General features: G+C 63.0%; 22 protein-coding genes. 15 read left to right on the top strand and 7 right to left on the bottom strand.

Going from position 1 to position 19,344, the window contains the following annotated elements; all coding sequences use genetic code 11:
* Window positions 1-191 precede the first annotated feature (191 nt).
* The 4 genes from dprA to NKH02_RS07760 are packed head-to-tail and all read right to left on the bottom strand — an operon-like array spanning window position 192 to window position 4,258.
* A complete protein-coding gene (gene dprA, locus NKH02_RS07775; protein ID WP_352871838.1) occupies window positions 192-1,331 on the bottom strand; it encodes a DNA-processing protein DprA in 1,140 nt (379 codons plus the stop codon).
* Between the two features lie 17 nt (window positions 1,332-1,348).
* Entirely contained in the window at window positions 1,349-1,936 is a 588-nt protein-coding gene (plsY, locus tag NKH02_RS07770) for a glycerol-3-phosphate 1-O-acyltransferase PlsY (RefSeq protein WP_352871799.1), read from the bottom strand.
* A 58-nt stretch (window positions 1,937-1,994) separates the two neighbouring features.
* Entirely contained in the window at window positions 1,995-3,281 is a 1,287-nt protein-coding gene (locus NKH02_RS07765) for a dihydroorotase (RefSeq protein WP_352871801.1), read from the bottom strand.
* The gene (locus NKH02_RS07760) at window positions 3,278-4,258 is read right to left on the bottom strand and encodes an aspartate carbamoyltransferase catalytic subunit (protein ID WP_352871803.1); all 981 of its coding nucleotides are present in this window, start codon (window positions 4,256-4,258) and stop codon (window positions 3,278-3,280) included. The genes NKH02_RS07765 and NKH02_RS07760 overlap by 4 nt, the downstream gene beginning before the upstream one ends.
* 177 nt (window positions 4,259-4,435) lie before the next feature.
* Between NKH02_RS07760 and NKH02_RS07755 the strand changes: the two genes are divergently transcribed.
* The 3 genes from NKH02_RS07755 to NKH02_RS07745 all read left to right on the top strand — a co-directional run bounded on the left by NKH02_RS07755 (window position 4,436) and on the right by NKH02_RS07745 (window position 7,137).
* The gene (locus NKH02_RS07755; RefSeq protein WP_352877670.1) at window positions 4,436-6,064 is read left to right on the top strand and encodes a DNA alkylation response protein; all 1,629 of its coding nucleotides are present in this window, start codon (window positions 4,436-4,438) and stop codon (window positions 6,062-6,064) included.
* Window positions 6,065-6,247: 183 nt separating this feature from the next.
* Window positions 6,248-6,802 (top strand): hypothetical protein, encoded by a 555-nt coding sequence (locus tag NKH02_RS07750; RefSeq protein ID WP_352871807.1) that lies wholly within the window; start codon window positions 6,248-6,250, stop codon window positions 6,800-6,802.
* On the top strand, window positions 6,802-7,137 hold the full coding sequence (locus tag NKH02_RS07745) for a DUF6105 family protein (protein ID WP_352871809.1): 336 nt from the start codon (window positions 6,802-6,804) through the stop codon (window positions 7,135-7,137). The genes NKH02_RS07750 and NKH02_RS07745 overlap by 1 nt, the downstream gene beginning before the upstream one ends.
* Here NKH02_RS07745 and ruvX read toward each other — a convergent pair.
* Complete coding sequence (ruvX, locus tag NKH02_RS07740) at window positions 7,061-7,561, bottom strand: Holliday junction resolvase RuvX (RefSeq protein ID WP_352871811.1); 501 nt, start codon at window positions 7,559-7,561, stop codon at window positions 7,061-7,063. The genes NKH02_RS07745 and ruvX overlap by 77 nt on opposite strands.
* A 123-nt stretch (window positions 7,562-7,684) precedes the next feature.
* Here ruvX and NKH02_RS07735 point away from each other — a divergent pair, with 123 nt between their 5' ends.
* From NKH02_RS07735 to NKH02_RS07710, 6 genes are all read left to right on the top strand, one after another.
* Window positions 7,685-8,392 carry a metal-dependent hydrolase gene (locus NKH02_RS07735; protein ID WP_352877667.1) on the top strand — a complete coding sequence of 236 codons (708 nt, stop codon included), beginning with the start codon at window positions 7,685-7,687 and terminating at the stop codon, window positions 8,390-8,392.
* 54 nt (window positions 8,393-8,446) lie between these two features.
* Window positions 8,447-8,833 (top strand): hypothetical protein, encoded by a 387-nt coding sequence (locus NKH02_RS07730; protein WP_352877838.1) that lies wholly within the window; start codon window positions 8,447-8,449, stop codon window positions 8,831-8,833.
* A 131-nt stretch (window positions 8,834-8,964) separates the two neighbouring features.
* Window positions 8,965-9,252: an Asp-tRNA(Asn)/Glu-tRNA(Gln) amidotransferase subunit GatC gene (gatC, locus tag NKH02_RS07725; protein WP_352877665.1), complete on the top strand. Its 288-nt coding sequence runs from the start codon at window positions 8,965-8,967 to the stop codon at window positions 9,250-9,252.
* 7 nt (window positions 9,253-9,259) lie between these two features.
* On the top strand, window positions 9,260-9,715 hold the full coding sequence (locus tag NKH02_RS07720) for a GNAT family N-acetyltransferase (RefSeq protein ID WP_352877663.1): 456 nt from the start codon (window positions 9,260-9,262) through the stop codon (window positions 9,713-9,715).
* The gene (locus NKH02_RS07715; protein ID WP_352877661.1) at window positions 9,715-11,280 is read left to right on the top strand and encodes an amidase; all 1,566 of its coding nucleotides are present in this window, start codon (window positions 9,715-9,717) and stop codon (window positions 11,278-11,280) included. The genes NKH02_RS07720 and NKH02_RS07715 overlap by 1 nt, the downstream gene beginning before the upstream one ends.
* 129 nt (window positions 11,281-11,409) lie before the next feature.
* Window positions 11,410-12,201 (top strand): YdcF family protein, encoded by a 792-nt coding sequence (locus NKH02_RS07710; RefSeq protein ID WP_352871824.1) that lies wholly within the window; start codon window positions 11,410-11,412, stop codon window positions 12,199-12,201.
* On the opposite strand, the gene NKH02_RS07705 is transcribed toward NKH02_RS07710, so the two are convergent.
* On the bottom strand, window positions 12,180-12,893 hold the full coding sequence (locus NKH02_RS07705; protein WP_352871826.1) for a DUF599 domain-containing protein: 714 nt from the start codon (window positions 12,891-12,893) through the stop codon (window positions 12,180-12,182). The two genes, NKH02_RS07710 and NKH02_RS07705, sit on opposite strands and share 22 nt — an antisense overlap.
* Before the next feature lie 171 nt (window positions 12,894-13,064).
* Between NKH02_RS07705 and NKH02_RS07700 the strand changes: the two genes are divergently transcribed.
* The 4 genes from NKH02_RS07700 to NKH02_RS07685 all read left to right on the top strand — a co-directional run bounded on the left by NKH02_RS07700 (window position 13,065) and on the right by NKH02_RS07685 (window position 16,643).
* Window positions 13,065-14,468 carry an L-serine ammonia-lyase gene (locus NKH02_RS07700; RefSeq protein ID WP_352877659.1) on the top strand — a complete coding sequence of 468 codons (1,404 nt, stop codon included), beginning with the start codon at window positions 13,065-13,067 and terminating at the stop codon, window positions 14,466-14,468.
* A 224-nt stretch (window positions 14,469-14,692) separates the two neighbouring features.
* Window positions 14,693-15,130, top strand: a complete 438-nt coding sequence (locus tag NKH02_RS07695) for a DUF1489 family protein (RefSeq protein ID WP_352877657.1) — start codon at window positions 14,693-14,695, stop codon at window positions 15,128-15,130.
* An 83-nt stretch (window positions 15,131-15,213) separates the two neighbouring features.
* Window positions 15,214-15,945: a vWA domain-containing protein gene (locus tag NKH02_RS07690; protein WP_352877655.1), complete on the top strand. Its 732-nt coding sequence runs from the start codon at window positions 15,214-15,216 to the stop codon at window positions 15,943-15,945.
* Window positions 15,945-16,643 carry a DnaJ domain-containing protein gene (locus NKH02_RS07685; protein ID WP_352877652.1) on the top strand — a complete coding sequence of 233 codons (699 nt, stop codon included), beginning with the start codon at window positions 15,945-15,947 and terminating at the stop codon, window positions 16,641-16,643. Before NKH02_RS07690 ends, NKH02_RS07685 begins: the two co-directional genes overlap by 1 nt.
* Window positions 16,644-16,690: 47 nt before the next feature.
* On the opposite strand, the gene NKH02_RS07680 is transcribed toward NKH02_RS07685, so the two are convergent.
* Entirely contained in the window at window positions 16,691-18,115 is a 1,425-nt protein-coding gene (locus NKH02_RS07680) for an SPOR domain-containing protein (protein WP_352871836.1), read from the bottom strand.
* A 285-nt stretch (window positions 18,116-18,400) separates the two neighbouring features.
* Here NKH02_RS07680 and NKH02_RS07675 point away from each other — a divergent pair, with 285 nt between their 5' ends.
* Complete coding sequence (locus NKH02_RS07675) at window positions 18,401-18,730, top strand: phasin family protein (RefSeq protein ID WP_352871113.1); 330 nt, start codon at window positions 18,401-18,403, stop codon at window positions 18,728-18,730.
* Window positions 18,731-19,010: 280 nt separating this feature from the next.
* Window positions 19,011-19,340 carry an ATP-dependent Clp protease adapter ClpS gene (gene clpS, locus NKH02_RS07670; protein WP_010909565.1) on the top strand — a complete coding sequence of 110 codons (330 nt, stop codon included), beginning with the start codon at window positions 19,011-19,013 and terminating at the stop codon, window positions 19,338-19,340.
* The last annotated feature ends 4 nt before the right edge of the window (window positions 19,341-19,344 follow it).

The raw sequence follows: 19,344 nt of genomic DNA, 5'->3' as shown, positions 1-19,344 counted from the left end.
CCGGCAGTGATATCTCGCTAACATGTCAGTTGTAAATCGTGGTGATGCATTTTTTAAAATCTATCGCAGAACACAGCGAGTTCTCTTTCCGCGACATCGACATCCGTCGCTTCCAGAATGCGAGCAACGTCGCTCCGGAGCAAGACGTCACCCATTCTCAGTTCATATATCTCAGATCAGGTGTTCTCAGGTCAGGCTGAAGAATCCCCGAACACCAGCGAGACATGTCCGCCGGCGTGGCGTTCGAGCCGGCCGGCGAGGTCGAGCTCCAGCAGCACCATGAACACCTGGGCCGGATGCAGGCCGGTGTGGCGGATGATCTCGTCGATCGGCACGGGCGCCGGGCCGAGCGCCTCGATGACGCGCGCGCGGTCGCTTTCGCCGGGCGGCGGTGTGACCGAGAAGTCGGGCGGCTCTTCGAACGGCGGCACGTCGGGCGCCCGCATGCCGGTCAGCGGGGCGATCGCCCTGGAAATGTCCGATGCCTCGGTGACCAGCGTGGCGCCGTCCTTGAGCAGGCCATTGGTGCCGGCGGCACGTGGATCGAGCGGGGAGCCGGGTACGGCGAAAACCAGCCGGCCCATTTCGCCGGCGAGCCTGGCGCTGATCAATGATCCCGAACGTTGCGCCGCCTCGACAACCACCAGTCCAAGGGCCGCGCCCGCGACAAGGCGGTTGCGGCGCGGGAAATCCTGGGCGCGCGGCTGCCAGCCGAACGGCATTTCCGATATGACGGCGCCGCGCTCGATAATCTCGTCGCACAGGCCGGCATTTTCGGGCGGGTAGGGCAGGTCGAGGCCTCCGGCCAGCACGCCGATCGTGCCGGTCGCAAGACTGCCCTGATGCGCCGCCGTGTCGATGCCACGCGCCAGGCCGGAGACGATTGCGTAACCGTCGCGGCCGAGTTCCGCCGCCAGCATGCGCGCCATCTTGATGCCGGCCAGCGATGCGTTGCGAGCGCCCACGATGGCGACCCCCGGCAGCCGGAACACGGCGGCATTGCCCTTGACCGCCAGCAGCGGCGGCGGATGGTCCATGTTGCGCAAAAGCGGCGGATAGTCTGTTTCACCGATACCGACAAAGCGCGCGCCCGCTTTACGGGCCGTCTCCAATTCGGCCTCGGCTTCGGCAATGGTAGGGATGCGGGCGATCCGGCGGGCGCCGCCTGAAATCATAAGCTCCGGCAGTATTTCGAGCGCCACTTCGGCCGAACCGAAGCGGTTGATCAGGTCGCGAAAAGAGGCGGGGCCTACATTCTGGGTGCGGATCAGCCGCAGCCAGCTCAGCCGCTGCCGGTCGCTGAGGCGCGGCCCGGCAGCCGGCTCGCTCACCGCGGTGGCGCGATCGCTCACTCCTTGGCTCCGATCTTGCCCTCGGTGCCTGCAAGCAGGCGTGAAATGTTTTCGCGGTGCTTGATGAAAACGATGATGCTCATCACAACGAACAGCCCGGCAATCGGCGGGGTGCTCAAGAGATAGAGGGCGATCGGCACGATGACCGCCGCCGTCAACGCCGCCAGCGAGGAATAACGGAACAGGAATGCCATCATCAGCCAGACGACGGCGAAGATCAGCGCCACCTGCCAGGCAAGGCCGATCAGCACGCCGAGATAGGTGGCGACGCCCTTGCCGCCCTTGAAGCCCAGCCATACCGGGAAGAGATGGCCGAGAAAGGCGCCAAGGCCTGCCCAGATCGCCAGTTCAGGCGAAAAATGGCCCGATATCAGCACGGCGGCCGTGCCCTTCAGCGCATCGAGCAGCAGCGTTGCGGCGGCAAGGCCCTTGTTGCCGGTGCGCAGAACATTGGTGGCGCCGATGTTGCCCGAGCCGATCTTGCGCACATCGCCGAGGCCGGCCGCGCGGGTAAGCAGCAGTCCGAAAGGAATCGAACCAAGCAAATAGCCGAAAACCAACGCCAAGATCAGGCTGTAAGTCATTGTTTCCCCCGCATTTCCTCCAGTTTGTCTGGATCAGGCGCGGTGCGCGGTGGCCAGCTCAGATCGAGAACACTGTGCGGCCCGCCACCAACGTTTGCAAGACCCTGCCTTGCATGCGCGCGCCTTCGAAACAGGTGTTCTTCGAGCGCGAACGAATGCCGCTCTCGCTGACGATCCAGGGTTCGTCGAGATCGACAAGCGCAAGATCGGCGACTGCGCCCGGCTTCAGCGTGCCGCCGGGCAGCCCGAACAGTTTTGCGGGAGCGGTGGAGAGCGTTTCGATCAGCCGGAGCAACGGCACGTCGCCATTGTGGTAGAGCCGCAATGCCGCACCGAGAAGCGTCTCCAACCCGATGGCGCCGGCCGCCGCATCGGCGAAAGGCAAGCGCTTGGTGTCGACGTCCTGCGGGTCGTGCGAGGAGACGATGATGTCGATCGTGCCATTCCTGACCGCCTCGATCACCGCCAGCCGGTCTTCCTCGGCGCGCAAAGGCGGTGTCAGGCGAAAGAAGGTGCGGTATTCGCCGACATCGTTTTCATTCAACGACAGATTGTGGATCGCGATGCCTGACGTCACGGCCGCACCATCGGCTTTCGCGCGTGTCACGGCGTTTGCCGCCATCGCCGTCGAGATCTTCGCCGCGTGATAGGAGCCGTGCGTCAGCCGCGCAAGGGCAAGATCACGCTCCAGCGGGATGGATTCGGCTTCGCGCGGAATGCCGGAGAGGCCGAGCCAACTGGCGTAGAGGCCTTCGTTCATCACGCCGGACGAACCGAGGTCGGCGTCCTGGGTTTCATGCACGATGGTGGCGCCGAAGTCGCGTGCATAGGTCAGCGCACGGCGCATCACCAGCGCGCTCGATATGGTGTGACGGCCATCGGTGAAGGCGACGGCGCCGGCTTCGCGCAGCAGGCCGAATTCCGTCATTTCGCGCCCGTCGAGGCCCTTGGTGATTGCCGCCGCCGGAAAGACGTTGACGCTTGCCGTGTCCTTGGCGGTGCGCAGCACGAACTCGACCAGCGCCACATTGTCGATCACGGGATCGGTGTCGGGCATCATGACGATCGATGTGACGCCGCCGGCTGCCGCCGCGACACTTGCCGACGCAATGGTTTCGCGATGCTCGCCGCCCGGCTCGCCGATGAACACGCGGCCATCGATCAGGCCCGGAATGATCGCCTTGCCGGCGCAGTCGATGACGATAGCGCCCTCGGGCGCCCCCTGGTTGAGTGCCGCCTTGCCGGCGGCAACGATCTTGCGGCCCTCGACGATGACGGTGCCTACTTCGTCGAGACCGCGCGACGGGTCGACGATGCGGGCGCGCTCGAAGACCGTTGTGATCATGCGCCGCGGCCCTCTTGATTGCGGCCCTCTTGATTGCGACGGGGGTCGAGCAGGGCTTCCATCACGGCCATGCGCAAAGCAACGCCCATCTCGACCTGTTCCTGGATGACGCTCTGCGGACCGTCGGCGATTTCCGAGGCGATCTCGACGCCGCGGTTCATCGGACCGGGGTGCATCACCAGCGCGTCGTCCTTGGCGGCCTTCAATTTCTCGGCGTCGAGGCCGAAATAGCGGAAGTATTCGCGCACCGAAGGCACGAAGGCACCTTCCATGCGCTCGCGCTGCAAGCGCAGCATCATCACCACGTCGGCGCCCTTGAGACCCTCGGCCATCGAGCGGGTGACGATGACGCCCATCTTCTCGATGCCGGTGGGCAGCAGCGTCGACGGTGCGACGACGCGCACCTGGGCGCCAAGCGCATTGAGCAGCATGATGTTCGAGCGCGCCACACGCGAGTGCAGGATATCGCCGCAGATCGCCACGATCAGCTTCGACAGCGGGCCCTTGGCGCGGCGGATGGTCAGCGCGTCGAGCAGCGCCTGAGTCGGGTGTTCATGCGCGCCGTCGCCGGCATTGACGACGGAACAGCCGACCTTCTGCGCCAGAAGGGCGGCGGCGCCGGCCGACTGGTGGCGGATGATCAGGATGTCGGGCCGCATGGCGTTCAGCGTCATCGCGGTGTCGATGAGCGTTTCGCCCTTCTTCACCGAGGAACTCGCCACCGACATGTTCATGACATCGGCGCCGAGCCGCTTTCCAGCCAACTCGAACGACGACTGCGTACGTGTCGACGCCTCATAGAACAGGTTGATCTGGGTGCGGCCGCGCAGCGTCGAGGTTTTCTTCTCGGACTGCCGCGAGATCGCGACCGCGCGGTCCGCCCGGTCGAGCAATAGCTCGATGTCGGCGGGGGAAAGATCGCGGATGCCCAGAAGATGGCGGTGAGGGTAGAGTGGCAGGGACGAAGCGTCGGTCATCTCAAGGCGCTGCTATAGGGTGGAGATTTTGCGGCTGCAAGCGCCAGCTTTGGATTGGAGCCGTTCTCCCCGGTATTTTCATCGCGCGGGCGGCAACGCTTGGCTATACCTAGCCGACGGCCTCGGATTCGTGGCTTTCTGACGACAAGGGCCTTTCTGCCGATAGAAGGATTGGGCGTGACCGACGACGTGACGAACCAGCCGCCGCCGCTGACGGGCGGCAACGCCTGGCGGGGCGATCCGTTGCTGATCCAGCTCGCGGAGCGTTTTTCCGATCCGGTGCGCAGGGATCTCGATGGGCTCGGCCGTTTCGTGCTGACGCAAGAGGCGCAGGAACTGGCGCGGCTCGCCAATGTCGAGACGCCGAAGCTCAGGACGCATGATCGCCAGGGGCGGCGCATCGATGTGGTCGAGTTCCATCCCGCCTATCACGCCTTGATGCGCCGCTCAGTGGCCAACGGGCTGCATTCCTCGGTCTGGGAAAACGGCGACGCCGAGATCGGCCGCCGACATCAGGTCCGCGCCGCCCGGTTTTACCTGACGGCGGAGCTCGAGACCGGGCATCTCTGCCCCATCACCATGACCAACGCTTCGCTGGCGGCCTTGATGGCCAGCCCAAAACTGTTTCGCGAATGGGCGCCGCGCGTGACGACGCGCAAATACGACCACAGCCAAAGGCCGCCGGTCGAGAAGACCGGGCTGACGCTCGGCATGGGCATGACCGAGAAACAGGGCGGCACCGATGTGCGCGCCAATGTGACGAGGGCCGAGCGCGCCGGCAGCGGGTTTTATCGCCTGACCGGGCACAAATGGTTCATGTCGGCGCCGATGTCTGACGCGTTCTTGGTGCTGGCGCAGGCGCCGGAGGGATTGTCGTGCTTTCTGGTGCCGCGCGTTCTCGGCGACGGGTCGGGCAACGGCTTCCGTTTTCAGCGGCTGAAGGACAAGCTCGGCAACCGCTCCAACGCGTCTTCCGAAGTGGAATTCGTCAACGCCATCGGCGAGATGGTCGGCGAACCGGGTGCCGGCGTGAAGACGATCATGGACATGGTCACCCTGACCCGGCTCGATTGTGCCATCGCATCGTCGGCGATCATGCGCGCGGGTCTGGCCGAGGCCGTTCATCACGCCCGTCACCGCCAGGTGTTCGGCTCGACCTTGATCGAGCAGCCGCTCATGCAGCGCGTGCTTGCGGACATGGCGCTCGATGTGGCGGCAGCCACCGCGCTGTCGTTCCGGCTGGCGCGGTCCTTCGACGAGGCGGCGAGCGATCGCGGCGAGGCGGCGTTCGCCCGCGCCATGACGCCGGTCGTCAAATACTGGGTCTGCAAGATCGCGCCACCGCTGCTTTACGAAGCGATGGAATGTCTCGGCGGCAATGGCTATGTCGAGGAGGCGCCGCTCGCCCGCTACTATCGCGAAGCCCCGGTCAACGCGATCTGGGAAGGCTCGGGCAATGTCATGGCGCTCGACGTGCTGCGCGTGCTTGGTCGCGCGCCTGGCCTGTTCGAGGATGTGTTGGCCGGCATCGATCGCGATCTCGGCGCTGGCGGACGCGGCACGATCGGCGTGCTGAAGGCGGCGATGCAGGTTGCGTCAACCGATGAGGGCTCGGCCCGTCTGCTCACCGAACAACTGGCGCTTTCGGCGGCAGCGGCTGAGTTGCGCCGGCTGGGGGCAGGGCGGATCGCAGATGCTTTCGTCGAGACGCGTTTGGCCGGCCAATGGCGCAACACCTATGGCATGCTCGATTCGCGCCACGATGCGCGCATGATCATCGACACACTCTATCCGCCGGTGAATTGAGCCGCGAGCATCGCAAAAACCGGCGTTTGATGCGTCGGCGAGCATCCCGATGCGTATGGCTAATCGCCGTTAACCTTAACAAATGGTTTCCGTTGCGATGGCGAGCGGCAAGGCCCACTGTCCCGGCGAAAGCAGGGAATGGTTCAGATCGGCCGCCCCTTGCTTTGCGAAGCGGGAACGGCGATGCGACACGTACTGACCTCTTTTCTGGCCTTGCACTGGGCGATCGTTTTCGCCCTGCTCGCGCTCATCTGCATCGACGGAAGCCGTGGTGTGGCGACGGCTCTCGGCGTGTTGGGAGCTACAATCGAGGACAGCCGCTTCATCGACCTCGACAAATTCGTCGTCGTGGCGCCGCTCGCGACAGCATTGCTTGTCGTCTCTGTGCTGTTTTTCTGGGCTTTTGTCGAAGCCCTGATCAACGACGCGACCAGCCAGGGCGTCGACAGCGTTGCCCGCATCGCCTTCATCTGCGCATCCGGCGTGTTGTCTCTGATCGTCATCGGTGGCGCCGCGCAAGGCATCAATGGGATGTTCATGGCTGTCGCCGTGCAGTTGGCAGCACTTCTGGCGTCCTATGTCGCCATGCTTGCCGAGCGGCGCTCCGTGGTTGCGGCAGCTTCGGGCGAGGGCGAAATCCGCGCCGTCGCGCACGGCATGGCAAAGGCCGCGGCCCACAATTCGCTGCTTTCACTCATATCGGGCCGAACAGGCTCCAATCCCGGGGGAGAGCGCTGATGCGTTACATCTTCGCATTCTGGGCGGCCCCCATGGCGATATTCTGGGGCTGGTTCTATCTGTCGGCCAATGACATCAATTTCGGCTACACGATGCTCAGCCGACAGATGCACGACTTCTTCTTCCAGTTCTATGGCCAGATGCTCGGCACCGACCCGGCGATCATCCCCGGTATGGTGGCGAAGACGTGCATCTTCGACGGGTTGCTGCTGATGGCGCTTTGGGCATTCCGCCGCCGCCGGGAAATCGCCAGTTGGGTCAAACAGCGCTGGGCGGGTCCGTTCGACCGGATGCGTGGAGCGACTGAAGCCGGTCCAAAACTCCCTGCAGAATAAACGCGGCTGCCGCCGAATCGATCTTGCCGGCGCGTTTGCGGCGCGAGAAGTCCATCTCGATCAGCGTCCTTTCGGCCGCTACCGTCGATAGCCTTTCGTCCCAGAACACGAAGGGCAGGTCGCTCATCTGCGCCATGTTGCGGACGAAGGCGCGCGATTTCTGCGCGCGCGGCCCTTCCGAACCGTCCATGTTGATCGGCAGCCCAATCACCACCGCGCCGGCATTCTCCTTTTGCAGCAAGGCGAGCAGCACCGCCGCATCGAGCGAGAATTTCCTTCGCATGATGACCGGGCGCGGATGGGCGAAGGAAAACCTCTGGTCCGAGACCGCGACGCCGATCGTCTTGTCGCCGAGGTCAAGCCCGGCCAGCGTCTTGCCTTCGGTTAGCCGCGCCGGCAATTCCTCGATCGTGATAATGCCCACCGGCCGTCCTTCATCTTTCACCGCGTTGTGTTCTCTCAAACGCACAATGGGCACAGTAACCCTTTGATCTCCGGTCTATCGGCGTTCTATCCTCTGGCAAGCCAAAAATCGAGGAATGCATTCATGAAACTGACCTGGTATGGCCACTCGGCCTTCCGCATTGATACGGCTGACGCCAAGATACTCATCGATCCCTACCTGATCGGCAATCCGTCCTGGACGGGCGGCTGGGAAGGACCGGCCGAGGGCATCACGCATGTGCTGCTGACGCATGGACACAGCGACCACATCAGCGGCGCGCTGGAAGTGCTTGGCAAAAGCGGCGCCCAATTGGTCGCGAATTTCGAGATCTGCATGTATCTAGTCGGCAAAGGCGTCAGCGACAAGAAGATCAATCCCGGCAACATCGGCGGCACCGTCGATTGCGGCAGCTTCACCGCCACGTTCGTCCAGGCGCTGCATTCCTCCTCGTTTGGCGAAGAGGGTGGCAAGAATGTCTATCTCGGCAATCCCGGTGGTCTCGTCCTGCACTTCCCGGAAGACAGAACGCTCTACCACATGGGCGACACCGACATCTTTTCCGATATGGCGCTGATCAACGAGTTGCATGAACCCAAGATCGGCATCGTGCCGATCGGCGACCGTTTCACCATGGGTGGCGCGGTGGCGGCACTTGCTTGCCGACGTTTCTTCAAGTTCGAGACCGTGATTCCCTGTCACTTCGGCACGTTTCCGATGATCGATCCGACGCCCGACAAGTTCGAGGCCGGCCTGGAAGGGTCCAGTGTAAAGGTGGCATTGCCGAAAATCGGTGAGACGATTACGATCTAGAAACAGCTAAAGCGGAATAAATCCACGATGTTGGGGCGATCTCTTTGCGTGTCCATGTTTGTCGCTGCGTCGCCCGCGCTCGCCGCGGATGATTTCATCGAGGGCGTCTATCTTCAGTCCGAGGAGCTTTGCAAACAGGCCAAGAAGGACACGCTGCAAACGCTTATCGACGCCGGCAACATCGTGCTTTCGGCGCGCGGCCTGCAAGGCGTCGAATACAATTGCGAGTTTCTGCAGATCAGCAAGGCGGCGGCTTCGCCAAGTTGGGCGGTGACGGCCATCTGCCAGGAACCGGGCTATGTCTTTCCCGATGTCCTCTCGGTGACGCAAATGAACCCGAAGCAGGTCGATCTCGTGTCGGTTCGGCCCACCGATAACGAAAGCGAGGCAAGCGGCAACAGCGGCAGCTACTATCTGTGCGAGGGCGTTGCCCTGCCGTAGACAGCACCTTGCCCTTGGACCGATGGCCGAGAGCCGGGCCGCCACCACGGTCCCGGTCTGCCGCACGATGCATGTTGCGCACCGCGCGCGCCGCCGCTATAGCCCGAACTGGTTTTCCCCGAGGCAAAAACATGTCCGTTGATCTGCAAACAGTGAAGCGCGTCGCGCATCTTGCCCGCATCGCGGTGAGTGAAGAAGATGCCGAACGCATGACTGGCGAGCTGAACGCCATATTGGGCTTCGTCGAGCAGCTGAACGAGGTCGATGTTTCCGGCGTCGAGCCGATGACCTCGGTGACGCCGATGGAAATGAAGAAGCGCCAGGATGTCGTCACCGACGGCGGCAAGGCGACCGATATCGTCGCCAACGCGCCGGCGACCGACGAGAATTTCTTCCTCGTTCCGAAGGTCATGGAGTAACGGGCCGATGGCAATCGAGATCGCCATCGAGACGCCGCTGCAGGACGACGTGCGCGGCCTGGTCGAGGAACTCAACGAAGCCTTGCTCGAATTGACGCCGCCGGAGCACTGCTACCATTTGACGGTCGAGCAGATGGCCGGTGAGGATACGACCGTTTTCATCGCCCGCGAGGATGGTCGCGCTGTTGGCTGCGGTGCGTTGAAGCGCCATGACAGCGCCATCGGCGAGGTCAAGCGTATGTACACGCGGCCTTCGCATCGCGGCCGCAAGATCGGCGCCAGCATCGTCGCGCGGGTCGAAGCGCTGGCGCGTAACGAGGGGCTGAAGCGCCTGGTGCTGGAAACGGGTGATCGCCATCCCGCCGCTTGGACTGTCTACGAACGTGCCGGGTTTTCGCGCTGCGGCCCGGTGCTGGATTATCCCGATTCCGAGTGGTCGGTGTTTTACGAAAAGAGCCTTTGATGAGCGACCTGACCCAGCTGACGATTTCGCAGGCCCGCGCCAAGCTGCGCGGCAAGGAGATCACCGCCACCGAGATCACCGAGGCCTATCTCTTGGCCATCGATCGCGCCAATCCGGCGCTCAATGCATATGTCGCAGTGACCGGCGACAAGGCGCGCGACATGGCCAAGGCCTCCGACGCAAGGCTGGTTAAGGGCGAGGGCGGTGCGCTGGAAGGCATCCCACTCGGCATCAAGGACCTGTTTGGGACCGAAGGTTTCCATACCCAGGCCTGCAGCCATGTGCTCGACGGCTTCAAGCCGCGCTACGAATCGACAGTTACCGCCAATCTGTGGGCCGACGGGGCGGTGATGCTCGGCAAGCTCAACATGGACGAGTTCGCCATGGGCTCTTCCAACGAGACGTCCTACTATGGTCCGGTCATCAACCCATGGCGGCGCTCGCGCCTGGACACAGTGGTGATGCCGACGACGCATCAGGGTGACGGCGGCTTCGTTTCGGCCGGCGGCACCAGGACCGCGCGCAGCCTGGACAATGCGCAGCTGGTGCCGGGCGGTTCTTCCGGCGGTTCGGCGACCGCGGTCTCGGCTTTCCTGTGTGCCGGCGCCACGGCGACGGATACCGGCGGCTCGATCCGCCAGCCGGCCGCCTTCACCGGCACCGTTGGCATCAAGCCGACCTACGGCCGCTGCTCGCGCTGGGGCATCGTCGCCTTCGCCTCGTCGCTCGACCAGGCCGGGCCGATCGCCCGTGACGTGCGCGATGCCGCGATCCTGTTGAAGTCGATGGCGTCCGTCGATCCGAAGGACACGACGTCGGTCGATCGGCCCGTGCCGGATTATGAGGCGGCGATCGGCAAGCCGATCAAGGGTATGAAGGTCGGCATTCCCCGGGAATACCGCGTCGACGGGATGCCCGAAGAGATCGAGGCGCTGTGGCAGAAAGGCATTGCCTGGCTCAGGGATGCCGGCGCCGAGATCGTCGACATTTCCCTGCCGCACACCAAATACGCGCTGCCGGCCTATTATATCGTGGCGCCGGCCGAGGCTTCGTCCAACCTCGCGCGTTATGACGGCGTCCGCTACGGGTTGCGCGTGCCGGGCAAGGATATCGTCGACATGTACGAGAAGACCCGCGCCGCCGGTTTCGGCCGCGAGGTCAAACGCCGCATCATGATCGGCACATATGTGCTGTCGGCCGGCTATTACGACGCCTACTACCTGCAGGCGCAGAAGGTGCGCAATCTGATCAAGCGCGACTTCGAGACTGTTTTCGCCGCCGGCGTCGATGTCATCCTGACCCCGGCAACGCCGTCCGCCGCCTTCGGCATCGCCGACGAGGACATGGCCGCCGATCCGGTCAAGATGTATTTGAACGACATCTTCACCGTCACGGTGAACATGGCTGGCCTGCCGGGCATCGCCGTGCCCGCCGGCCTCGACGCCAAGGGCCTGCCGCTCGGGCTGCAGCTCATCGGCCGGCCGTTCGACGAGGAAACCCTGTTCCAGACCGCTGCCGTCATCGAACAGGCGGCCGGCACATTTCAGCCGGAAAAGTGGTGGTAAGGATGCCGCTCGTCTAGCGCATGACCCCGAAAATCGCCATCGATTTTCGGAAAGGATCATGCGCAAAATCAAAATGTTACAGCGTCCTTTTCGCGTCCAAGCACGCGCGGCGCTGTAATGGGGTGAGCGATGTTCTTCTATCTTTCCAAGATCTTCTGGTTCTTCATCCAGCCGCTCAATCTGGCGATCTTCCTGTTGCTGGCGGGATTGCTCGCGGCGATGATCGGCCGCCGGCGGCTGGCGGTCACCGGCAGCGTGCTGGCATTTCTGATCCTTGCGCTGTCAGCCTGGACGTCGCTTGGCGCCATGATGCTCAAGCCGCTGGAAGAGCGCTTCGCGCGCCCGCCGCTGCCGGAAAAGGTCGACGGCATCGTCGTGCTCGGCGGTGGCTTCGAGGGCGCCATCAACCTGGTGCGCGGCGGCTATGAGCTGAACAGCAGCGGCGATCGGATGGTCGAGACCGCAATTCTGGCCCGGCGCTTTCCCACCGCCAAGGTGATCGTCTCCGGCGGCACCGGCGAGCTGTTTCTCGACGGCGAGGGCGACGCCGCCACGGCGCCTCGTCTGCTCACCGCGCTTGGTGTGACAGCCGATCGCCTGATCCTGGAGAACAAATCCCGCAACACGTATGAGAATGCCGTCTTCAGCAAGGAATTGGTGACTCCGAAGCCCGGCGAGACCTGGCTGCTGGTGACCTCTGCCTTCCATATGCCACGGGCCAAGGCACTGTTCGACAAGGCCGGGTTTGCGACCATTCCCTGGCCGGTCGACTATCGCACCTCGGGGCGGGAAGGCATCGGCCTGTTCCGCGACAATCCAGCCGATTCGCTGCAGGCTACGACGGTGGCGATCCGCGAATGGATCGGGTTGATCGCCTACTGGCTGTCAGGCCGGATCGATCAGCCTTTTCCTGGCGGCTGACCGATCACCGCCTGCCTGGCCGCCGAGAAGAACTGGCGCCGCACCAGCACGGCCAGCAGCAACAGCGTCGACAACACGAACACCATGGGGTCCACGAACCAGCCGAGATAGCCGATCGAGAAGAACACGCCGCGCAGGCCGGAGTTGAAGTGCTTTCCCGCGAGCATGTTCATCTGCGCCGCACGCCACACCGCCGTTTCGGTAACAGGGTTGCGCGAGGCTTCGCCATGCGGGATCGGCACGGCGCCGATCAGGATCGTGCAATAGTTGAACAGCCGGTACGCCCAGCCGAATTTGAAAAACGAAAACGCCAGGATCAGCACCAGTCCGAAGACCTTTATCTGGAAGGCCGCACGCGACGGGGCGCCGCCCAGGGGCAGGTCGCTGAGCACTTCAAGAACCCGGTCCGACGCGCCGAGCAAGGCAAAGCAGCCGCCGATCGCGATCAGTGAGCTGGACGCGAAAAAGGCGGTGCCTTGCTGCAGACCGCTCATGATGGCGGTGTCGACGATGCGGATCTCGCGCTCGGCCATGGTCCGCATCCAGGTTTGCCGCTGCGCATTCATCGCCGTGGTCAGCGATATACGGCTGACCAGCTTGCCGTCGGAGGCGAGCGTGTGCAGCAGCCACGCGATCAGGAAAAAAGCCAGCGCCGCGAGATCGGCCGTCGAAAGATCGAGGGAATCGCCCATCTCGTGAATCTATCACATTCGGCGCAATCGCTTCGATGATCCATCGGCACCGATGTCGCTGCCGGAGCAAACAAGGTCGGCGGGTGCAGCGCCGCGATTTCCAAAAGAGCGGAAACATCCTTGGGAATTCCTATATGTAGTCCTTGACCTGACTCCAGGAGACAGCACAGCGTGTTCCTTTCGGTTTTCGACCTGTTCAAGATCGGCATAGGACCTTCGAGTTCGCACACGATGGGCCCGATGACCGCGGCTGCGCGGTTTCTCGACGAGGTCGCGGGAAATGACTGGCCGCGCCCGGCGGGTGTAAAGGTTGATCGGCTTGGCGCCAGCCTGCACGGGTCACTCGCCTATACCGGCATTGGCCATGGCTCGGATCGCGCCGTCCTGCTCGGCCTTGCCGGTCTGACGCCACAGACGGTCGATCCCGACCAGGCCGATGGCATTGCCAGCCGCATCACCGCCGAAAAGCGCATTTCGCCGCCCGGTCATCCCACCTATCGCTTCGATCCGGCAACCGATCTGGTGCTTGACCGCAAAACTCCGCTCACCGGCCACGCCAACGGCATGGCGTTTTACGCTTATGACGCCGGCGGCCGCCTGCTGCTCAAGCGCATCTACTATTCGATCGGCGGCGGCTTCGTGGTTTCGGAAGAAGAACTGCAGCGGATGAAGGCCAAGGGCTCGGTGACGACAGAAGGCAAGAAAGTGCCTTATCCCTTTAAGAACGCGGTCGAGATGCTGGCCATGGCCGGCAAAAGCGGTCTTTCCATCGCCGACATGAAGCGCGTCAACGAGGAGACGCAGATGTCGCGCGAGGAGCTCGACGCCGGCCTCGACGGCATCTGGAGCGCCATGAAGGGCTGCATCGACCGTGGCCTGTCGCAGGACGGCATCATGCCGGGCGGGCTGAAGGTGCGCCGCCGCGCCCGCATGCTGCATGACAAGCTGCAGGAACAGTGGCAGCAGAACAAGCCCAATCCGCTACTCGCCAATGACTGGCTGTCGATCTATGCCATGGCGGTGAACGAGGAGAATGCCGCCGGTGGCCGGGTCGTCACCGCGCCGACCAACGGCGCTGCCGGCACGCTGCCTGCGGTGCTGCGCTACTGGCTGCATTTCCATCCGGAGGCCGACCAGCCGAGCATCCGCGACTTTCTTCTGACGGCCGCCGCGGTTGGCGGCATCATCAAGACAAACGCCTCGATCTCGGGCGCCGAAGTCGGCTGCCAGGGCGAGGTCGGGTCAGCGTCGGCGATGGCGGCGGCCGGCCTGTGCGCCGTCATGGGCGGCACGCCCGAGCAGGTCGAAAACGCCGCCGAGATCGCGCTCGAACACCATCTCGGCATGACCTGCGATCCGGTCGGCGGCCTTGTGCAAGTGCCGTGCATCGAGCGCAACGCGCTGGGCGCCGTCAAGGCGGTGACGGCCGCGTCGCTGGCCATCAAAGGTGACGGAATCCATTTCGTGCCGCTCGATGCGGCGATCGAGACCATGCGCCAGACCGGCCTCGACATGAATGAAAAGTACAAGGAAACCAGCCTTGGCGGGCTCGCCGTCAATGTCGTGGAGTGCTGAGAGCCCATTTGGAAACCCACTCCGGCGGCCATCTGGCGGCGTTTTCTGCGCTTCCGGTGCTCATGGACCCGAATGTCCGCTGCGCTCCGGTTCTCGAAACCACCACAATATGACTCGCCAGAGCGAATTTCGAAACGGCCTCTGCGCGTCATTTTGCGGATTGGTACTGTGGAGAAGTCGGTCAAGCCGTTGACGCGTCCGCGCGGCGGACTAAACCTTAAGGGATGTCTCTCAATCTCATAAAACTGTGTGTCGGCTGCGACAGCGTCGAGGACCTTGAAGAGTGGATTGCCTTCCGTCTCGACGAGCGACGGCGCGCCGGTGAGCCGGTCGAGCACTATCACACCACCCGCATGGTGCCGACGCGCGGTGCCGAAATCACCGATGGCGGTTCGCTCTACTGGGTGATCAAGGGTAATGTGCAGTGCCGCCAGCTGATTACCGAGATCCGGCCGTTCACGGACGGTGAGGGCATCGGCCGTTGCCACGTGATTCTCGACCCCGCGGTTGTTCGAACCGACTGGCAGCCGCGCCGGGCCTTCCAGGGCTGGCGCTATCTGAAGCCGGCGGACGCGCCGGCCGATCTCGGCAAGGGCAAGGCCGGGCTGATCGAGATGCCGCCGAAACTCAGGCGCGAGCTTGCCGATCTCGGTCTGCTCTGAGCCTTGAGAATCCAAGCCTCTGGCCCTCAATGTTGCCTTGGGCAGGGCTTGCAAGCGGTGGAACAACGCCACATCTTGTTTTCATGAACGACAAGAAGCAGCCCGTGCCCGCAAGGCCCAATCCTGCGCCGGTCAAACCTCAATCCAATGCCGGCGAGATCGAAGCCTTTCTTCGCCAGGCAAGGACGCTGGCTGCGTCGGCGACGGGTTCGGGCAGGCTGATCCTTTCGCTCGACGCGACGATGAGCCGCCAGCCGACCTGGGATCTGGCTTGTGAGCTGCAGGGCCAGATGTTCGATGCCGTCGGCAAGGCCGGAAGCCTCAGTGTCCAACTGGTCTATTTTCGCGGCCTGGGCGAGTGCCGATCGTCCGCTTTCGTGACCGATACCAATGCCTTGAAGCAGCTGATGACGCGAATCCAATGCCGCAGCGGCCACACCCAGATCGGCAAGGTGCTGGCGCATGCGCTGAAACAGACGGCTACGGTCAAGGTCAATGCGCTGGTCTATATCGGCGATGCCATGGAAGAAAACATCGACGATCTGGCCGAAAAGGCCGGCAGCCTCGGCCTGCATGGCGTTCCTGTCTTCGTTTTCCAGGAAGGTCATGATTCCGGCGCAGAAAAAGCGTTTAAGGAAATCGCGCGGTTGTCCAAAGGGGCTTGGTTCCGATTTGATCGCCGGGCTGCCGCGACTCTAGCCGAACTGCTTTCAGCGGTTGCGGTGTTTGCAACCGGCGGGCTGAAGGCGCTCGAGGCCAGAGGCAGGCCGGAAGACCGGCTGATGATCGAGCATCTGCGGGGCGGCAGGAACTGATGGGCGCGGTTATCTTATTCGTTGCATTGCTTCTGGTGCTTCTCGGCGCGGTGACCATCTTTCTGCGCGCCGATCCGGGAAAACTGGCAAGTGGAATGCGCACGCTCGGGCCGGTTCTCTTGGCGCTGGTCGGCGTCGCCTTGCTTGTGGTCGGGCGCGAAGGCATCGCCGGCATCATACTGGCCGCGGCAATTGCCTGGTATGGTTCGGTGCGAATGAAACACCAGACGGCCAGACCGGTGCAGGGCAAGCGTTCGACAGTGCGTACCGCGGCATTGGAAATGGAGCTCGATCACGCTACCGGCGGCCTCGAAGGACTGGTGCTGGCTGGCCGCCACGAAGGCAAGATGCTGGGTGCGATGGGGCTGGAAGAGTTGCAGCATCTCTACCGGGAACTCTCAGGCGATCCGGAGAGCCGGCAGTTGCTAGAGACGTATCTTGACGGCAGATTTCCCGTCTGGCGCAAAAACACTGAGGCGAACGGTGGCGAAGGGTTGGGTGTTGCGCCAGGTTCGGGCGCCATGACTAAGGAGGAGGCCTACAAGGTCCTTGGTCTTGAAGCGGGGGCCGCCGCGGCGGATGTCCGCAAGGCGCACCGCCGCCTGATGCAGCGCCTGCACCCCGATATCGGCGGCACGTCTTTCCTGGCGGCGCGGATTAATGAAGCCAAGGACGTCTTGCTCTCCAATCACAACTAGTTCTCCTTCGACGCAGAATTTTTCCGGGAGATGACTTCCACGCCGTCCTACTGCTGGACGGCGTAGCACTCGATGTTCTTCTTCTTCAAAGCGGTACAGGCCTTCCAGGCGGCGGTCTTCGAACCAAAGCCACCGAAGCGGGCGCGGTAGTAGGTGACGCCGTCCTTGTCGAAGGCGACTGTGAAGCCGGATGCGTCGGCCAGCACCTTGGGCGCCTGCTTGGTTGCCTTGTCGAGGAAGGCCTGGGCTTCGGACTGCTTTGGCGAAGAGGCGACCTGAATGGCCCAACCCGACGGTACCGACGCCGTGTTGACCGGGTCGACAACCGCCGCCGGTGTCGGCTCGGCAGTCGGCTCGGCATAGGCAGCGACGACCTGGGCCGTGGCAATCCGAGGGGCCGATACGATGACGGTCTTGACCTTCCTGGCCTTGATGACCGGGGCTGCCTCTTCGGCCTGCGCGGTGTCGTCTTCCGCGACCGTAGCGTCCTCGGCAACGGTGGCATCGTCCTGCGCCACCATCGGCTTGTCGTCCGGCGTCGGCGCGTCGTGCTTGGGCAGGAGCACCTTGGCAAGCGCGGTGATCGGGTCGTTACCGCCGGCCTTGGCGACCAGATCGCCGCCGCCGCGGGTCGATGCCCTCGGCAAATAGGTGTTGATCAAGGTGGCCATCTGGTTGTCGCGGCTGCCGCCGGAGGTGCCGCCCATGACCACGCCGACAATGCGGCGATTGCCGTCGGAAACCGACGAGACGAGGTTGAAGCCGGAGGCGCGGGTGTAACCCGTCTTGATGCCGTCGACGCCTTTGATGCGTCCGAGCAGACGGTTGTGGCCGTTGATGCGCTGGCGCCCGTAGAGAAAGGAACGCTGCGAGAAATAGCCGTAATACTGCGGGAAATGCTCCCTCAGCGCGATGCCGAGCGTCGCCATGTCGCGCGCGGTGGTGAACTGGCCGGGATTGGGCAGGCCGTTGGCGTTGCGAAACACGGTGCCGTTCATGCCCAGCGCACGCGCCTTGGCGGTCATCATGCGGGCGAAGGTGGCTTCGTTGCCGCCGAGCATTTCGCCGAGCGCGGTTGCGGAGTCGTTTGCCGATTTGGTGACCATCGACAGGATCGCGGTTTCGACCGTAACCGAACCGCCCGCCTTGACGCCGAGCTTCGTCGGTGGCTCGGCCGCGGCGTTGGCCGAGAACACAACCTGCGAATTCCTGCTGATCTTGCCCTTCGCCAGTGCTTCGAAGGTCAGATAGAGCGTCATCATCTTGGTCAGCGATGCCGGATAGCGCCTGCCGTCGGCGTCCGCCGAATACAGCACCTTGCCGGTCTTGGCGTCGATGACGATGGCCGCCGACCTCGCCGCCAGCGACGAGGCAACGTCGCCGCAAACGAACGCCATCGCCATGGCGATGATCATGATCGTTTTGAGAGGGGAGGTGGATTTGGAAACGATGCCCAACAACGCCTTACGCACTGGTACTTCCCTTGGATTTCTTCGTTGCGCTGGAGGCGGCAAAGGGTCCTGCCTCGCTTCCGGCCAAGCTACCGGGGCAGCGTTACCAATCCGTTTATGGTAACCGCCGCGTTCACCATTTTCTTTGGACTTGAAGCTCTCTTTATTCGATTTTTAGCCATTGGCGGTGCAGGCGGCCCCGCACGCCGGTGAAATATTGACTTTTGTGCGGCGCACAATATATTAAGGTGCATTGCACAAGGGCGCCCCAAAGAAGGACGCCTCAACCGTCAAGGGAATCGTGAAATGACCCAGACCTATGAGGACTTCAGCAAATACGGCAAAGAGTTTGCCGACACCGGCTTGAAGAGCTTCGCGTCGCTCTCCAAAGGCGCCCAGGCGATCGCCACCGAAGCTGGCGAATACACCAAGAAGAGTTTTGAGTCCGGCAGCGCCACCGTGGAGAAGCTGTTGTCGGCCAAGTCGCTGGAAAAGGCGATCGAGATCCAGTCGGATTACGCCAAGCAGTCCTACGAGGCGTTCGTCGCCGAGGCCACCAAGATTGGCGATCTCTATGCCGAGCTCGCCAAGGAAGCCTACAAGCCGTTCGAATCGATCGTTGCCAAGGCGAAGTAATTTCGACTGACAATATGGAGATCCTGCCCTTTGGGGGCAGGGACAAAGCCCGGCCGCGGAAACGCGGCCGGTTTTTTTTCATGTCAATGCCCGATCGAGGGCCTCTCGCCCCTTCACGATTGCGAAAATCGTCCAAGTTTGGTCACCTAGCCATATTGTCAGCTAAACAGAAGGGCTTAAAATCGTCCATCGAACACCTACATGTCGAACTCGCATGGGGATTCGAAAGAGGCAGGAATACGTGACGATCGGTTTGACTGCCACGAGACGCGTGGTGCGGATGCAAAACGGCGGCGGCGACGGCAATGAGGCCGGCCGCGGGACGGCCGTCATCACGCGCACCAAAACCAAAACCAAGAAGCCCAGCCTCTACCGGGTCCTCATCCTCAACGACGACTACACGCCCATGGAGTTCGTGGTTCACGTGCTGGAGCGTTTTTTCCAGAAGGACCGCGAAGCCGCCACACGCATCATGCTTCATGTTCACAATCATGGAGTGGGCGAGTGCGGGGTCTATACATTCGAGGTGGCCGAGACCAAAGTGTCCCAGGTCATGGATTTCGCCCGACAGAATCAGCATCCGCTGCAATGCGTGATGGAGAAGAAGTGAGGTA

Origin of the sequence: Mesorhizobium sp. M1396 (assembly GCF_040317725.1) — a bacterium.
Classification (GTDB): domain Bacteria; phylum Pseudomonadota; class Alphaproteobacteria; order Rhizobiales; family Rhizobiaceae; genus Mesorhizobium.
The sequence above is the reverse complement of the archived record's forward strand: the minus strand, read 5'-3'. Positions and strand labels throughout refer to the sequence as shown.

Bases quoted from the DNA above. Each gene is read 5' to 3' on its own strand.
- plsY (WP_352871799.1), bottom strand. From the start codon at position 1,936: ATGACTTACAGCCTGATCTTGGCGTTGGTTTTCGGCTATTTGCTTGGT.
- NKH02_RS07735 (WP_352877667.1), top strand. From the start codon at position 7,685: ATGAAACTGACCTGGTATGGCCACTCGGCCTTCCGCATTGATACGGCT.
- NKH02_RS07750 (WP_352871807.1), top strand. From the start codon at position 6,248: ATGCGACACGTACTGACCTCTTTTCTGGCCTTGCACTGGGCGATCGTT.
- NKH02_RS07675 (WP_352871113.1), top strand. From the start codon at position 18,401: ATGACCCAGACCTATGAGGACTTCAGCAAATACGGCAAAGAGTTTGCC.
- NKH02_RS07765 (WP_352871801.1), bottom strand. From the start codon at position 3,281: ATGATCACAACGGTCTTCGAGCGCGCCCGCATCGTCGACCCGTCGCGC.
- NKH02_RS07685 (WP_352877652.1), top strand. From the start codon at position 15,945: ATGGGCGCGGTTATCTTATTCGTTGCATTGCTTCTGGTGCTTCTCGGC.
- clpS (WP_010909565.1), top strand. From the start codon at position 19,011: ATGCAAAACGGCGGCGGCGACGGCAATGAGGCCGGCCGCGGGACGGCC.
- NKH02_RS07730 (WP_352877838.1), top strand. From the start codon at position 8,447: ATGTTTGTCGCTGCGTCGCCCGCGCTCGCCGCGGATGATTTCATCGAG.
- NKH02_RS07710 (WP_352871824.1), top strand. From the start codon at position 11,410: ATGTTCTTCTATCTTTCCAAGATCTTCTGGTTCTTCATCCAGCCGCTC.
- NKH02_RS07720 (WP_352877663.1), top strand. From the start codon at position 9,260: ATGGCAATCGAGATCGCCATCGAGACGCCGCTGCAGGACGACGTGCGC.
- NKH02_RS07715 (WP_352877661.1), top strand. From the start codon at position 9,715: ATGAGCGACCTGACCCAGCTGACGATTTCGCAGGCCCGCGCCAAGCTG.
- gatC (WP_352877665.1), top strand. From the start codon at position 8,965: ATGTCCGTTGATCTGCAAACAGTGAAGCGCGTCGCGCATCTTGCCCGC.
- NKH02_RS07690 (WP_352877655.1), top strand. From the start codon at position 15,214: ATGAACGACAAGAAGCAGCCCGTGCCCGCAAGGCCCAATCCTGCGCCG.
- NKH02_RS07760 (WP_352871803.1), bottom strand. From the start codon at position 4,258: ATGACCGACGCTTCGTCCCTGCCACTCTACCCTCACCGCCATCTTCTG.
- NKH02_RS07705 (WP_352871826.1), bottom strand. From the start codon at position 12,893: ATGGGCGATTCCCTCGATCTTTCGACGGCCGATCTCGCGGCGCTGGCT.
- NKH02_RS07695 (WP_352877657.1), top strand. From the start codon at position 14,693: ATGTCTCTCAATCTCATAAAACTGTGTGTCGGCTGCGACAGCGTCGAG.
- NKH02_RS07745 (WP_352871809.1), top strand. From the start codon at position 6,802: ATGCGTTACATCTTCGCATTCTGGGCGGCCCCCATGGCGATATTCTGG.